The organism is Streptococcus sp. M334, assembly GCF_000187745.1.
Taxonomy (GTDB): Bacteria; Bacillota; Bacilli; order Lactobacillales; family Streptococcaceae; genus Streptococcus.
On sequence record NZ_GL732494.1, the window covers coordinates 15103 to 28949 of the forward strand.

At 32.3% G+C, this 13847-nt stretch carries 14 protein-coding genes; 12 read left to right on the forward strand and 2 right to left on the reverse strand.

What is annotated here, in order from left to right:
• The first annotated feature begins 416 nt into the window (after positions 1 to 416).
• The 4 genes from HMPREF0851_RS14385 to HMPREF0851_RS14400 all read left to right on the forward strand — a co-directional run bounded on the left by HMPREF0851_RS14385 (position 417) and on the right by HMPREF0851_RS14400 (position 2844).
• Positions 417 to 1550, forward strand: a complete 1134-nt coding sequence (locus tag HMPREF0851_RS14385) for a tyrosine-type recombinase/integrase (protein ID WP_000466065.1) — start codon at positions 417 to 419, stop codon at positions 1548 to 1550.
• 376 nt (positions 1551 to 1926) lie between these two features.
• Entirely contained in the window at positions 1927 to 2262 is a 336-nt protein-coding gene (locus HMPREF0851_RS14390; protein ID WP_009014467.1) for a type II toxin-antitoxin system RelB/DinJ family antitoxin, read from the forward strand.
• The gene (locus tag HMPREF0851_RS14395) at positions 2255 to 2542 is read left to right on the forward strand and encodes a type II toxin-antitoxin system YafQ family toxin (RefSeq protein WP_000954141.1); all 288 of its coding nucleotides are present in this window, start codon (positions 2255 to 2257) and stop codon (positions 2540 to 2542) included. Before HMPREF0851_RS14390 ends, HMPREF0851_RS14395 begins: the two co-directional genes overlap by 8 nt.
• 11 nt (positions 2543 to 2553) lie before the next feature.
• Positions 2554 to 2844 (forward strand): hypothetical protein, encoded by a 291-nt coding sequence (locus HMPREF0851_RS14400; protein ID WP_000403071.1) that lies wholly within the window; start codon positions 2554 to 2556, stop codon positions 2842 to 2844.
• Between the two features lie 108 nt (positions 2845 to 2952).
• Here HMPREF0851_RS14400 and HMPREF0851_RS14405 read toward each other — a convergent pair whose 3' ends face one another.
• Positions 2953 to 3378, reverse strand: coding sequence for an ImmA/IrrE family metallo-endopeptidase (locus tag HMPREF0851_RS14405; protein ID WP_009014468.1), 426 nt, complete (start codon positions 3376 to 3378; stop codon positions 2953 to 2955).
• 1 nt (position 3379) lies between these two features.
• Complete coding sequence (locus HMPREF0851_RS14410) at positions 3380 to 3712, reverse strand: helix-turn-helix domain-containing protein (RefSeq protein WP_000583054.1); 333 nt, start codon at positions 3710 to 3712, stop codon at positions 3380 to 3382.
• A gap of 1093 nt (positions 3713 to 4805) precedes the next feature.
• Here HMPREF0851_RS14410 and HMPREF0851_RS14415 point away from each other — a divergent pair.
• From HMPREF0851_RS14415 to HMPREF0851_RS14455, 8 genes are all read left to right on the forward strand, one after another.
• Positions 4806 to 5225 (forward strand): helix-turn-helix transcriptional regulator, encoded by a 420-nt coding sequence (locus HMPREF0851_RS14415; RefSeq protein WP_000568048.1) that lies wholly within the window; start codon positions 4806 to 4808, stop codon positions 5223 to 5225.
• A gap of 472 nt (positions 5226 to 5697) precedes the next feature.
• Positions 5698 to 6108 (forward strand): hypothetical protein, encoded by a 411-nt coding sequence (locus HMPREF0851_RS14425; RefSeq protein ID WP_000886248.1) that lies wholly within the window; start codon positions 5698 to 5700, stop codon positions 6106 to 6108.
• A 132-nt stretch (positions 6109 to 6240) separates the two neighbouring features.
• The gene (locus HMPREF0851_RS14430) at positions 6241 to 9351 is read left to right on the forward strand and encodes an SspB-related isopeptide-forming adhesin (protein WP_000477498.1); all 3111 of its coding nucleotides are present in this window, start codon (positions 6241 to 6243) and stop codon (positions 9349 to 9351) included.
• Between the two features lie 96 nt (positions 9352 to 9447).
• Positions 9448 to 9756 carry a hypothetical protein gene (locus HMPREF0851_RS14435; protein WP_001062687.1) on the forward strand — a complete coding sequence of 103 codons (309 nt, stop codon included), beginning with the start codon at positions 9448 to 9450 and terminating at the stop codon, positions 9754 to 9756.
• A gap of 26 nt (positions 9757 to 9782) precedes the next feature.
• Complete coding sequence (locus HMPREF0851_RS14440; RefSeq protein WP_000885765.1) at positions 9783 to 10208, forward strand: hypothetical protein; 426 nt, start codon at positions 9783 to 9785, stop codon at positions 10206 to 10208.
• 19 nt (positions 10209 to 10227) lie between these two features.
• On the forward strand, positions 10228 to 11967 hold the full coding sequence (locus HMPREF0851_RS14445; RefSeq protein ID WP_000055102.1) for an FtsK/SpoIIIE domain-containing protein: 1740 nt from the start codon (positions 10228 to 10230) through the stop codon (positions 11965 to 11967).
• A gap of 267 nt (positions 11968 to 12234) precedes the next feature.
• Positions 12235 to 13452 carry a replication initiation factor domain-containing protein gene (locus HMPREF0851_RS14450; RefSeq protein ID WP_000393996.1) on the forward strand — a complete coding sequence of 406 codons (1218 nt, stop codon included), beginning with the start codon at positions 12235 to 12237 and terminating at the stop codon, positions 13450 to 13452.
• A complete protein-coding gene (locus HMPREF0851_RS14455; protein WP_009014472.1) occupies positions 13421 to 13675 on the forward strand; it encodes a hypothetical protein in 255 nt (84 codons plus the stop codon). Before HMPREF0851_RS14450 ends, HMPREF0851_RS14455 begins: the two co-directional genes overlap by 32 nt.
• Positions 13676 to 13847 lie beyond the last annotated feature (172 nt).

Here is a 13847-nt window from a genome sequence, read left to right on the forward strand (position 1 = left end):
AGTATGTTTTAGAAAATGCAGATGAACTTCAAGCTTTATGGAATGAATACCAAAAAAGTGCATATTAAAAATTAAAAGCAAGTCAGAAATGGCTTGTTTTTTGTCGTTTTAAGGAGTAGAAAATGGAAAAAATATATAATAATTATCCTGATATTTGTGTGTCAAAGAAGGATTTAAAAGCAAATTATTTTCCTTCGATTAGTATTAAAACAATTGAAAGGAGATTAGACGAAAAGTCAAAAAGACGAAAGAATTTAAAGATATATCTTTTAGAACAGGACAAAAAGTATTGATTAATGTGAGAGGATTTTATCTATTTCTTCTGCATAAAGAGAGAGTTAGATATATTTGATTGGAAAAAATGATATACTATAGTTGTTGACTAGAGATATACTCATTTTAAAAAGGAGTATAAAATGTTTTTTAGAGAATTGGAGAATGGAAAATATAGATATTATGAAAAATATTTTGATTTAGAAGAGAATAAATGGAAACAAGTTTCTATAACTTTAACTTCTAAGACAAGGCAAGCTCAGAAACAAGCAAGAATTTTGCTGGATGAGAAAATAGAAAAAAAGAGGGAGAAAATAGAAAAGAAGAAGGAAGTAGTTAAGGATATTACAGTTAAACAAGCCTACGAAGAATATTTGAAAATTCGTGAAACAGAATTAAAAAGAAGTACGTTTAAGTCTCAGAAATATACTATTATAGGTGAAGTCAGAAAGTTAGAGAATTACTTATTAGTAGATGTGACAAGTCATATAGTTCAGAATATATTGTTGGAGCTGGAATGTTCTGCGGTTCATAGAAAAAATAAGAAAGTTTTATTGAATCTGTTTTTTAAGTATTATTTAGATATTGGTTATATAATGGAGAATCCTGTTGAAAAGGTTGTCTTACCAAAAAGAAAAAAGAATGTAAAAGAGATTAGGAGAAAACAAAATAAGTATTTAACAAGGGTTCAAATGTTTCAGTATTTGAATTTTTTAGAAAAAGAGGAAAAGAATCAACGAGTGCGTTTAATTGTTGAATTTATGTATTTGACAGGATTGCGGTTTGGAGAAGTCTTGGCTTTGACTATAGACGATATTGATTTTGAGAATAAAACGTTAGAAGTTAAACATACATTACATACAAGCGGAAGTAAGGCTGAGATATTTTTAGATAGTCCTAAGAGCTTAGCTTCTTATCGAGTTGTTGGTATTAGTAATCGAGTAGTAAGTATTATAAAAGAGTATCTTCTTTTAGAAGGTGAAGGAAGATTTATATTTACGAAAAATGGAACTCCTTTTATGATTACAGGGTTTAATAACTTTTTAAAAAGTAGTTTTAAAAAAAGTAAAATTGAAAAAGAAGAAGATTTTGTATTAACTACTCATGTTTTTAGACATTCTCATATTAGCTTACTTGCAGAATTGGAAGTTCCAATCAAGGCGATTATGGAACGAGTAGGTCATACGAACGAGAAAATGACTTTGGGAGTTTATACTCATGTTACGCAGCAGATGAAGTTTAATATAACTGAAAAATTGGATAAATTGGACTTGTAAAAGCTAACCAAAAAGTAACCAAGAAATGTCTAAAATAGTCTATAATATTTGGAGTAAGAATGTAGAAAAAAGCCTTTATGTCTATAATTGACGGTATTTGTCTAGCTTTTATTAAGGGAAATTGTTATAATAGTAGTAATTTAAAGATGTAGCTGGATTCTTTGATTTTAAAAGGATTGAAGAATTAAGAAATTGTATTTTTTAAGAAACTAACCAAAAACTAACCAAGTAATGTATATTTTTAGTCAATGAATATAGAATAAAGTAGATCAGGAAGATGGTCTATTTTATTTTGTATTTACTGATATATAAAAAGTTGAATCGTTTTTCTAAAAGTGATACAATAGATATACAAGATAAAAAAAGGAGAATTGCTATGTCACAAATTGCTGTAAGAGTAGATGATGAATTAAAAAAACAAGCAACTGCTATTTTTAATGAGTTGGGGTTGGATATGTCAACTGCTGTGAAGTTGTTTTTGAAGCAAAGTGTGTTGACAAGAAGCATTCCTTTTGATGTTAAACTTGATTCAGATTATGAAATTGAGCTAGAAAATGGTGATTATATTCGGACGAGAAGTCTAGATGAATATAACGAAGTTACTCAAAATGCTTTTAAAGAGAGTATTAGAAAATATGAAAATGAGGGGATAACAAAAAGTACCGAAAGCGTAGATGATTATTTTGAAAGAATGGTAAGAGAAAATGCTTAGTTATGAGTTCTCGAATAGATATAATAAAGATTTAGCTAAAATAATTAAGCGTGGAATAGATGTAACTCCTATCAATGAAGCAGTTAAGAAGATAATAAATGATGAAGAATTAGGTTATGAGTATAAAAGGCACGTTTTAGAACCTAGAAAAAGAATACCAAAACTGTGGGAAATTCATATTGGGGGTAGAAAATCAGATTTACTTATGATTTATTATTACCTAGAACGAGGTACTCATGTTGTATTTGAGCGTGTAGGTACCCATTCGGATTTATTTTAAGGAGATTGGTTATGGAAATTAAGGAAATAAGTTATCAGGATAGACTCCCAAAAAACATGGTTTCAAAGTTTAATTATTTTATGAAGGATTTTTTGAAGGAGTATTCTGATCAGTTGGATAAGTTGGACTTTAATGAGCGTTTGGTAATTAACAAAGAATATGAAGGAGATTTAGAAGTCTACTTTGTTGAATTTAGATTTCTTAAAAAAGGGGAAGGTGGATTTTTCTCTTTAGATAGAACAGAAAATAAATTATTTGTCTCTTGTAATGATGAGCTTTGGGGTACTGTGATTTTAGAATAAAAAGCGAAAGAAAATTAAATAATCCTGGATATTTAATTCGGTTTTTGAGTCTAAAAGTGCAACCAGGTATTTAAAATTTGTTCGGAAATAGAAAAAATAACACTATCATTAGATAATGTTATTTTTTTTATTTTCTTTGAAAAATTTGGTAGCTATTTCTTGCACGTACACTTCGTAAGTGCTTGGTATACCTGTGTTTTTGATATAGTCAAGGTAGTTGAAGTGTTCATCTATTGGATATTCACTATTCACTAAACTCATAAAATCAAGTATTCGTCCTTTTTCAGCTCTGGTTTCGATGCGTTGGGAGAAGGTATCGATATGAGCAAGAGAGTTATGGGAATCATCATTTAGTAAATGGTGTTTCTCGTGTAGTAGGATGTTGATTTTTTCTATATCTGTAGTGTCGGAGCGTAGAAAGATGAAGTGTTGATTATTTACAAAAAGATAACGACCTTTTGTTTCTAAATAGTCTAACAAGACAACCTTGCAGTTTAGGGCTTCGATTTCTTCTATGACTTTTCTTAGTTCCATACTATTTTTTATTTGCAAAGTATTCTTTTAGGAAGTCTTTGATAATTTCACGGTCGTTATCTGTGATTGGTGTACCATCGTAGGCAACTGAGTTATCAATAGCTGTGTCGATGTCAACTTCTAAGTCAAGATCAGGAAAATCTGTTTTACCTAAAAGATAGTCTGTGGAAACATTGAAGAAGTCTGCTAGTTTTTTCATTGTTTCGAGGTTCATTTTCTTTTTACCACTTTCAAATTGTTGATAAGCTGGTTGAGAAATGTTTAGGAAAGCAGCAATATCTTTTTGAGTTAATTTTCCTTCTTTTCGTAGCTTTTTTAGTCTTTCAATAATCATAATTTATTCCTTTCAAAAATTTTTTTAAAAAAATTTAAAAAAAGCGTTGACAAAATAAGCCATAGGTTATATAATAGATGCATAAGCTATAGCTTATAAAGATTAAGTAAAAAAACTTTACTTAATAATAACATTTTATAGAGATTTAAAAATCCTGAACATAACTTAAAAAAACAAATTTTAATTTTCAGTATTGAATGTTGTTTCAAGAAACTAGAACTTGTAACTTTAAGTAGTATGATTTTTGATTCAATATAAAAGTTAAGTGAACTTTGAAAATTTAATAAAAAAACGTGTCAGACAACGACAAGCATTGACTAACACAATTAAATGTAGCAATTTAATTATATGTGAATTTTGGAAAAATGTCAAGTTGTCTGATAGTAGGTATAACTTATGAAGTCTATCTAAAGAGTTTAGAAGAAATTTATATGCTTTAAGAATTGCTCCAGAGAAACAGGTTTTGACCGTCCTAGAAATTTCTCCCAAGTTCTAAGTGGCTTCCATGATGTCTTTATACTCGTAATAATTCTTATCTGACATCTCCTTTCCTCTTTTCTGTATATATGTTATAATTTAGATAGATTTCATAAGTTATATTTACTAACTTTTAATAAGTTCACGTTGGGTTTTTCGTCCTTTCGCCTTAGTAGATAAGAAAAGGGAACTGACGGCTGTGGAGCAGTCAATGATACTTCTTAGAAGGTAGCTAGAGTGAGATAGTGAGGTCTATGTGTCGTATGGTCGGTATGTGAGAGTAAAATTTTGCTAATGCTTTTGGGTAAGAAAGAGGGGATATTGAGTTATCCTTAAATTTGTGACCTTAGCGAAGGTAGTAGGCTGTAAAGCTGAAAGTATGCGAAGATAGGAGCATACATTTTTTATATTGCTATATTCTATTTAAAAAAAAACGTAAAAAGGCTTTGAAATAAGCCTTTTTATTTTGCGAAAAATTAACAATAATTAGATTTTTATAAAACAGGTTTTGTCCTGATAAGAATTGAAAGTATTGTTAGTTTTCACAAGGGAATATAAGAAGTATTCTTTTATGTAAACTAACAATATGAGTAGAGAATAGAAAAGAGGAAAAGAAATGATAGATGTATCTGTATCATTGCGCTTATTTAGAGAAAGAAGTAACAAGACAGAAGATGATTTAGCTAATTATTTAGGTATTCAAAAGAAAGCATATAAGCGTTATGAAAGTGGAGAACGTGAGCCTAGCATTGAGAAATTATATAAACTAAGCTATTATTATCATTGCAAGATTGATGATTTTATCAATATTGAAGAAAATTTTAGTGTTGATCGAAATGATGTTGTATCGACTAAAGATTTAGATAATTTAGGTTGTCATCATCAGTTTTCTCATGGATTGATGGTTATGATGACTGAGGGTAAGTCGTATGAGGAAATGATTCGTTTTATTAAAGATGATAAGACTAAATATGTTTTAAAATCTGAAGTGAAATTGTATTTATTGGACTTGGCAGATAAGATTGATAAGAGTTAGGAAAGAGGTGAGAAAAAATCGTATCTGTAGAATGGAAAGGAGAAGATGATGTAAAAACATATTCTGAGAAATGGATCAGAAAGGAATATTTAAGAATATATTTTAGATTCTGTTGGAATTTGAAAATATATGCCCATGTAAAAAGGGGTGCTGATGTTTATGCTTCATCAAAAAAATGTTGTAAAGATTTAAATAGAAGGTTGTATAAAATGGGGATGATAACGGGTTCTTTTTATCGTAAGGTTAAAGATTTGATTGATTGTACTTATAACCATTTTTTAGAAACAGGAGAAATTATTGAATTTCATTAAATAGTTGTTATCGGGAAGGGATAAAATAGCATGAATAAAATAGTATTATTGGATATAACGGAAATACCAATAGAATATGTTGGTTTGTTCTTATTAATGACATTATGTTTTATCATCATAATGTTGATAGAAAATTTCAAAGAGTAACGGAGGTTTTGAAAATGTTAGATTTGCAAATAGTAAATAAAGTTGAAGAAGTAGAAAAACAAACTGGGCAATCATTGTCGAACTTGCTTTCACAAGTTCCCTTGGGTAACGTTTTGACGGCATTTAAAGAATTGCAGGTTTCTGATTTAGTCGAAATGGTAGGTAGTGTACCAATTCAAAAATTAGTTCATGGTTTGAGAATAATCACACCTGATGAAATATCTCAAATTTCACCATCTAAATTAAAGATAGTTTTAAAGTATGGTAATATGCATACTGTCGAGATATTGCAGTCCAAGTTTGGTAGTAAAAGTATTATAATTGTCATGAATAAGTTATCAGAGACCAAGTTAAAATCTTTACTTGAAGAAGATAATTTAGATGTTATATTTGCAGTTATTGAAGGCATGCAATTTGCTAATTAGTTGAATAGCAAAAACTCAGGCTTAGATCCTATGGAGAGAAAATGTTATTAGTAGTTTTTAAACGGTCTCGTTTGCCATCATATTTTTAGAGATCAAAAAATAAAAAATAGTGATAAAAAAAGGAGGAAAAAAGTGTTTAAGGTACAAGAATTTAAAGCATATGGTTCAATTCGTAAAATGAAAGTCGGTGGTGCTTGTGGAGTAATCTTGGCGCTTGCTATGTTAGGTATGGCATTTAATGGTACTGTATCAGCTGATGAAGTTTCAACTGATAAGTCGGTTGCTGTAGAACAGAAAACAGAAGTAGAAGTTCCTATTGCTCATGACAAGCTTGACAAAGCTGTAGCAGAAGCTAAAAACGCAGGTGTAAAGGTTGAAGTTGGAGCTGTTCAGGACAAAGGTGTTGCAACATCTGAAACAGTCGCAGAAAAGCAAAAAGAAATTGAAGCTGATTATGCGAAACAGGAAGAAGAAGTCAAAGCCGTGACTGATAATTATTCTTCTAAGGTAGATAAAACTACTAAAGAACGTGAAGTAATTGAAAAAGAAAACAAGGCTAAACAGGAAGCGTATGACAAAGCTGTAACGGATCATAAAGCAGAAGTCAAACGTATTGAAGCTGAAAATAAAGCTATTCTTGCTGACAATTCTAAAAAAGAAGCTACTACCAAAGCTGAAAATGAACGTATCGCAAAGGACAACGCTGAAAAAGAAGCTACCTACAAGAAAAATGTAGCAGACCAAAAAGCCTACAATGAAAAGGTTGAAAAGGACAATGCTGATTTAAAAGCCGATTATGAGAATAAACAAGCAAAATATGAAAGCGATCTTGCTAAGTACAACAAAGAAAAAGAAGAACTAGCTAAGAAGGGCGTAAAAGCTGAAAAACCTCATATCACGGTTTATGGCGATTATGACAATAGCAAACGTGGTAGTGTCGGGTACTACAGCAAATTAACAGCTTCTTTTGAAGGTGTTGACGGTCTAATTGCGGTTAAAGATTATATTGGGTTGCACTCAGATACAACGATTAGTGGAAGTCGTGCGAACTTGCTTGGGAAAAATTCTGACTATTTTGCTGAAATTGTAAATCCAAAAGCAGGCGATTCATTCACGCTTCATAATGTTGCTGAAAGTAAAGATGGTAAGAAAATCTCTGCTAAATTTACTTTCAATAGTGCAGAAGCTGAGTGGGTTAAAGATGGGAAGCCATTAAGTGATACAAGAATCTATATCCGAAAAGACAATGGAAGTGGTTCTATCAACTTTGTTTACGGAAACTTGATTCAGTTTGATACAAAAATTAATTTCTTCTATGAAAACACGAACAAAGACGCTGTGATGGCGATTGCTTCAACTTTCAATGATATTGACTACGGACAAGAATTGCGCTTCACTTATCAAGATGGAACAGAAGGGATTGTATTGAATCCGAATGGTTCAGAAGTTAAGAAAATCACTCGTGATGGTAAAGAATATTACAAGGGCGAATATAAATTGGCTTATGAAAGTGATCATCCTTCAATTGAGGTTAAAAAAGGTGATTTGTATTATGCTAATGTAGGTGATGAAAGTGATATTCCACTTGGTTCGTTTCTTTCTGTAGGATATGGCTCTAGCGTAAACTTTGCTTACCACAATGGACGAGGGATTGGTAGTGAAAAAGAAATTGAATCAAAACGTGAGGAAGTAATCAGTCAAAACGGTGGTAAAAAACTTGACGATAAGGATATTTTTTATCAAGATGGTTGGGCTGTTGGTATTTTTGGTAAAGCAAGTGCAACTGTTCCTGTTACTATTTTAACTAAACCTCTTGTTAAGCCTGAATTGAAGCAAAAGGATACTAAAGAAATTCCTAAGCCTAAATTGGAGAAACCAAAAGAGTTTGTACCTCGTACAACACTCCCAATTCCACCAGCTCCAACTCCGCCAGAGAAGAAAAAAATTCCTGAAATGCCTTTAGTTCCTACTGTGAAAGTGAATTATTCACGTTTGCGTGTTACTCCTTCAACTCCAAAACCTGTGAAGGCTATTACTGATAATTATGGTCACAACATTGATGGCGCAAGTACATTTGACAAGAATGTGAAATTCAGTTTGACTACTGATTATAAGCCTTATTCAACATTTACTGCTGATTCTAAGACTTATGGTAAAACATGGGCTATGGCAGATGATGTGCAAGATGGAGCATATCAAGTAGATGACAGCAAAATCACTATGAAGGATTCTATTGGTAAAAATGTTAAGGATTTGTTTAAAATGTACCATGTTTTATCGGATAAAGAGCGTACACAAGAAATTCAAAACATTTTGAAGGAAGCTGGTTTGAATTCAAAAGGTGAGTTTTATCTTTGGGTGGCGAAAGATTCTGTTTCATTCTATCAAAAATACGTTAAACAAGCTAAGAATATCACGATTGACCTTCCTGCTCGTTTATTGGTAGAAAAAGGACAGATTGTTAAAAATGATTTCCATCAAATTGACTTTGGAAATGCCTTTGTCTCTAACTTGGTAACTGTGCAAATTCCTGACTTGAAACCTGAAAAACATGCTGTGGATCAGAAAGATGATAAGAAGATTCGTGATGGTCAAGAAATTCAAATTGGCGAATATTTGCGTTATTTCCTTGATGGTGTAACTGTTCCTGCTAAACACGATACACTTTATCAGTATGATGGTATTGATAAGCTAGATGTGAAGCATGATCGCTATACTGGCAACTGGAAAGGTATCATTCGAGGTACAGAATATGTTGCTGAAAAAGAGCTTACATTGCCTTATGATGTAGTTTTGTCTGACGGTAAAGTGGTTAAGGCAGGAGATAAGATTGCTAAAGGTTCTGAGTATACCTTCCAATTTGAGTTTGACCAAAGTACAAACTCTGACTTTATCAAGAAGATTGTTAAAGTAACATGGAATGAGAAAGAAGGTAAGTGGGCTTACACTATTGACAAAGAGTTTTTAAACTCTCTTGGAGTGCAAGGAACATTTGATGCTGACTTCTATATCGAAGTTGAGCGTATTGCAAGTGGTCAAGTAGATAACACCTTCGTAAACATTGTCAATGGACAAGAAATGGAAGCGAAAGTGACAACTCATACACCTGAGCCTGAAAAGCCACAAGAACCTAAGAAACCATCATTGCCGAATACTGGTACGGCTTCTAGTATGCTTGGATTTGTTGGTACTGGCATTTTGTCTATGCTAGGTTTAGTAGGTGTGAAGCGTAAGAAAGATTAATAATGTTGTCTATAGGACGATAATAAAACAGGAATTATTGTCCTTTTGTTTTTTGAAAAAAAGAAAAAAATGTAAATAGAAAAGGAAATTAATAAAATGGCAAAAATTAAAAAACTCCCTGTGGGATTGAATGTGATTGGATCTAAAGTTGTTGTGAGTCCGAAGTTTCGTGAAGTAGTGAATGGTTCGTATGATGATTTTGTACCTTTTCGAGAATTTGAAATTTCAGGGGATTGTCAAAGTACGGTAACTATTCGTGTATATGGTTTAGCAAATTCTGATGTTCCGAAAACAAGAGGTCTTACATTTGTTAAGTCAGTTTCAGGACTTAATATGGTAACACGTTTGGTTGGTACAAAAGAAGAAATTCAATTTGAAGCAACTGAATTGCGTTTTGAGAAATAAATTATAGAAAATAGGAGAAAAAAATAATGGCTTTTAGTATTCGTAAATTTAATAATGCAGAAATCCCTGTAAATGCAAAAGAATTGCTTGGCAAACTGGAATTTATCAGTTTTATTGAAAACTTTAAAATGGTAGATGGTTCGCCTGTTGATTATCCAACGCATGCAGAAGTTTTCTCTGATAAAATGCAAGAAATTATTCCAGTTAAATTGGAAGAAGGTATCTCTGTAGATGATATTACTATGATGTCCGAAGTTGAACTTGTTGGTGATGTTACAATTTGGATTTATGAAGATCCATATACAATTTCACGTGGAAACAATGTTTCTGAGGTTAAAGGTCATGCTTTTGCCTTGCGTGCTGAAAATGTTAAGCGTGTAGGTGCAAGTCAACCAAAACAGGAACAGAAGCACGAGCAAAAACCTGATCAAAAACAAGAACATAAAGGATAGTTTTTAAAGGAGAAAAGATATGAGTTTACTTCCTACTTATAGAGGAGTTAGGATTCTTCCTTTTATGGAAAAATTAAGATACTTTATATTTTCTTTTTTCTTTTTGTTGTTTAGTCCTATACTAGCTTTTTTTGTTTATTCTAATTTTGAGAAAATCAAGAATGTAGATATTTTCTCCATTGTTGTTTCAGTAGTTATGTTGATTCTGATAGTTGGTGTAAGTATTTATTTGACTTGGTTATCACAAGAAAGAGTATTCTTCTTTCAAAAGATAGAAAGACTTGCTAAATTAGCTTTCTTTCTAAAGGAGAATGGATATACCTATACAAAAAAGGTTAAAACTGAATCGGGAACGGTTGATAAAGTTAAATTTCCAACGGTTTATTTGAAACAGAATCGGTATGATTTAGAAGTTGCTTTTAAAATGGCTGGAAATAAGTTTCAGGATAAGTTCAAGAAGATTGGTAGTGATTTAGAAACTACTTTCTTCATGGACTTTATGGAAGTTCAGGATGATATTAAGTTCAAAACCTATAAGATGGCTTATTCTGCTTTCTTGAATCGAATTAAAGTGACTGATGTGGAGTATACTGATAAAGGTATTCAACTGATGAAGAATCTTTATTGGAATCCTATAGATGATCCTCATTTACTGGTTTGTGGTGGTACTGGTGGGGGTAAGACAGTTCTTTTAAGAACTCTGATTCGTGCTATGGCTAAAGTTGGAGTAGTGGATATATGTGATCCAAAACAAGCTGACTTTGTTACTATGTCGGAGCAGAAAGCCTTTGAAGGTCGTATTTCTTATGAGGTAGAAGATATTGTTTCTATGATTGAAAGGGCTGTTCAAATTATGTTTGCTCGCTATGCTTATATGCGACAAAAACGTGAAGAAAATGGCGACAAGGATTTGAAAAAGTTCTATGAGTATGGTCTTGAACCTTATTTTCTAGTCTGTGATGAATACAATGCTTTGTGTGCTATGCTTGATTTTCGAACTGGACAACGCTTGGATAATGCTATGGGACAATTCTTATTACTTGGAAGGCAAGCTGGTTGTTTTGGAACAATAGCTATGCAGAAGCCTTCGAGGGAAGATTTAGGTTCAAAACTGCAAGCGAATATCAATTTCCGAGTTTCTGTTGGTCGATTGGACGAGGTTGGATATGATTTAGCCTTCGGAGAAGTTAATAGAAATAAAGAATTCAAGTACGTTAAGTATTTAGGCGGTAAGCGTGTTTATGGTCGTGGGTATGCTAGTGTATATGGAGAAGTTGCAAGAGAATTTTATTCCCCTTTGTTAGAGAAGGGATTCTCTTTTACTGATGAATATGAGAAGATTGAGCGACGAGAAAATCTTTTCAATCCTTTGGAAAATCCGAATGTTGAATTATCAGAAGAAGAAAAACAAGCATTGCAGGAAGAAATGCAAGTTAAAGAAGAACTTGATAAAGGGATGGTAAAAATAAAGAAAACTAGTCCTGAATTAGTCCAGAAGTTGATGGCTAGTAAACAAAAAGAAAGTGGAAATGATTTAGTAAGAACGTTTGCGTTTTCTAAAGAAATTGGTGTGTCTGCTGGTTCAATGAAGAATTTGGTAGATAAGTTAGATGTTATTTTAGAATTTGAAAAGGAAGATAATGTAGTGTATTTGAATGAGGTTCAAAGAAATATCATAAAGGATTTGTTTGAATTGAAACAGAATACAACTCAAAACTGGAGTGAGATTTTGGAAGATTTTCCTTTTGATGAATACTGATTTGGTTAGTTGTGAGGGGATTCTCCCCTCTTTTTGGTTACTGTGCTAGTTGGTACAATCCAGCTTGCTAGTAGCTAGTAGCAGGAGCGAGGAAGCGAGTGCGACGAGCGACTGCGTGTACTAGCGTGTACTAGCAGGCTGGATTGTGCGGATTAACCCCCTATGACTAATAGGGGGGTAGAAGATGTGCGTAGAAGCATAAAGCCTTGATAATACTGACTTTTTGGGCTAAAAAAAATGCAACACTATTGAAAAGTAAGGAGAAATATGGAATTTGAGAATTTAAGCAAGGTACAAAAGATGTACGCTTTTTCAGATCAGGAAATGTCTAACTATTTAGAAATAGATAGAGCAACATTTTATAGATGGAAAGAAGCTGGAGAGATTCCTGAGTCTTATGAATTGAAAGTGAATGCGTTGATAGCTTTTAAGGAAGGTGTGCGAGATAGTGGATTTTCCTTGGAAGGAAAAGTTGACTATGTGAAGGTCACATTTAAAACGCAAGATTATATAGATGTGATAGCTAAAGTATTGTGCCTTCAAAATAAGCCATTTTTTGAAGAAGAAAAGGGTGGTTCAGGATATGATACAAAATATACTTTTCAAAATATCAATGTTTTCATCTCAAAGAAAAGGGAAGATATGGGCTGTATGATTGAGTTAAAAGGTCAAGCATGCAGACAGTATGAGTGGTATTTTGAAAATGAGCAGAAGTCAAGCTGGAGGGATTTCTTTATTCGTTGTTTTGAGTATGAGCGTGCTATTTCACAAGGTGAAGGGAAATTCATGAATATTCCTCGGCTTGATATTGCACTAGATGAAAAATATAAAGAAAATGGGAATTTTGAACTTGGAAAACTGGTTGACCTTTGGGATAGAGGTTTGGTTGAAAGTCGATTGACAATGAAGCAAATTGAAGATAATGGGCAATATGGAAAGGCAAAAACGATTTACTTTGGTTCTCGTAAGTCTGCTTATCATTTCTGTTTTTATCAAAAGGATATTGAGCAAGCAAAGAAGCTAGGACTTGATATAGATTTGATTCATTCGTCATTGAAATTCAAAAATCGTTATGAAGTAAGGATGTGTGATGATGTCGCTTTGGACTTTGTTAGAAAATCCTTGAATGAAAAAATTGATATGGCTAGACTTGCTGTTTGGGTGATTAATAGTAAGATAAAAGTTTTTGAAAGATTGAATGGAGATAAGGTTCTGAATCGTGAGTGGTATTCACTTCTAGGTGAAGTTGATAAGATTGGTTTTTCAACTGCACCTGTTGAGGTGGGATTCTTTGATAAACAGTATAAGTGGATAAGTGTTGATGTTGCACCAACGATAATTACAATGATGGAGTGGGAGAAGATAACTGGAGAATATAAACTAGATGGTATTTTTTCAAGTGGAGAAATTAGTGAAAAGAATCGTAAGAAATTAGATCAAGCGAGGGTTGTTTTTGAGAAAGATTTACAAAAAAATAGGTACTGATTCTGTAGTAGTAAATAACAGTAACTTAGTATGTTTGACTGATCGTGGACTAAAATCAATTAGTCATTATTTACCTTCATTTGAAGGAAATGAAAATTTGACTGTGATTCCTATAGAATCTGAGCGAGTGTTTTTGCCTTATTTTAGAGATTATGTGATTGACTGGTCAAGAATGCCTGATGAAGTGAATGCGATTCTTGATATTAAGAAAAAAGCAGATTGAGAGGATATGTATATGAGAAATAAAAAAGAAAAAAATCATTCATAGTTTGTTAGCTAAAAAAATAAAGGAAGATATAAAAGCTAAAAAGATTGATTTTATTGTTGATTTAATTATTGTATGAGTTATATTGTATATTATTCATAGCATTGTTACTGGTTTGGGTTCTTTTATC

Coding starts and splice junctions, on each gene's coding strand:
- HMPREF0851_RS14445 (WP_000055102.1), top strand. CDS start 10,228: ATGAGTTTACTTCCTACTTATAGAGGAGTTAGGATTCTTCCTTTTATG.
- HMPREF0851_RS14415 (WP_000568048.1), top strand. CDS start 4,806: ATGATAGATGTATCTGTATCATTGCGCTTATTTAGAGAAAGAAGTAAC.
- HMPREF0851_RS14390 (WP_009014467.1), top strand. CDS start 1,927: ATGTCACAAATTGCTGTAAGAGTAGATGATGAATTAAAAAAACAAGCA.
- HMPREF0851_RS14440 (WP_000885765.1), top strand. CDS start 9,783: ATGGCTTTTAGTATTCGTAAATTTAATAATGCAGAAATCCCTGTAAAT.
- HMPREF0851_RS14405 (WP_009014468.1), bottom strand. CDS start 3,378: ATGGAACTAAGAAAAGTCATAGAAGAAATCGAAGCCCTAAACTGCAAG.
- HMPREF0851_RS14435 (WP_001062687.1), top strand. CDS start 9,448: ATGGCAAAAATTAAAAAACTCCCTGTGGGATTGAATGTGATTGGATCT.
- HMPREF0851_RS14425 (WP_000886248.1), top strand. CDS start 5,698: ATGTTAGATTTGCAAATAGTAAATAAAGTTGAAGAAGTAGAAAAACAA.
- HMPREF0851_RS14395 (WP_000954141.1), top strand. CDS start 2,255: ATGCTTAGTTATGAGTTCTCGAATAGATATAATAAAGATTTAGCTAAA.
- HMPREF0851_RS14450 (WP_000393996.1), top strand. CDS start 12,235: ATGGAATTTGAGAATTTAAGCAAGGTACAAAAGATGTACGCTTTTTCA.
- HMPREF0851_RS14400 (WP_000403071.1), top strand. CDS start 2,554: ATGGAAATTAAGGAAATAAGTTATCAGGATAGACTCCCAAAAAACATG.
- HMPREF0851_RS14410 (WP_000583054.1), bottom strand. CDS start 3,712: ATGATTATTGAAAGACTAAAAAAGCTACGAAAAGAAGGAAAATTAACT.
- HMPREF0851_RS14385 (WP_000466065.1), top strand. CDS start 417: ATGTTTTTTAGAGAATTGGAGAATGGAAAATATAGATATTATGAAAAA.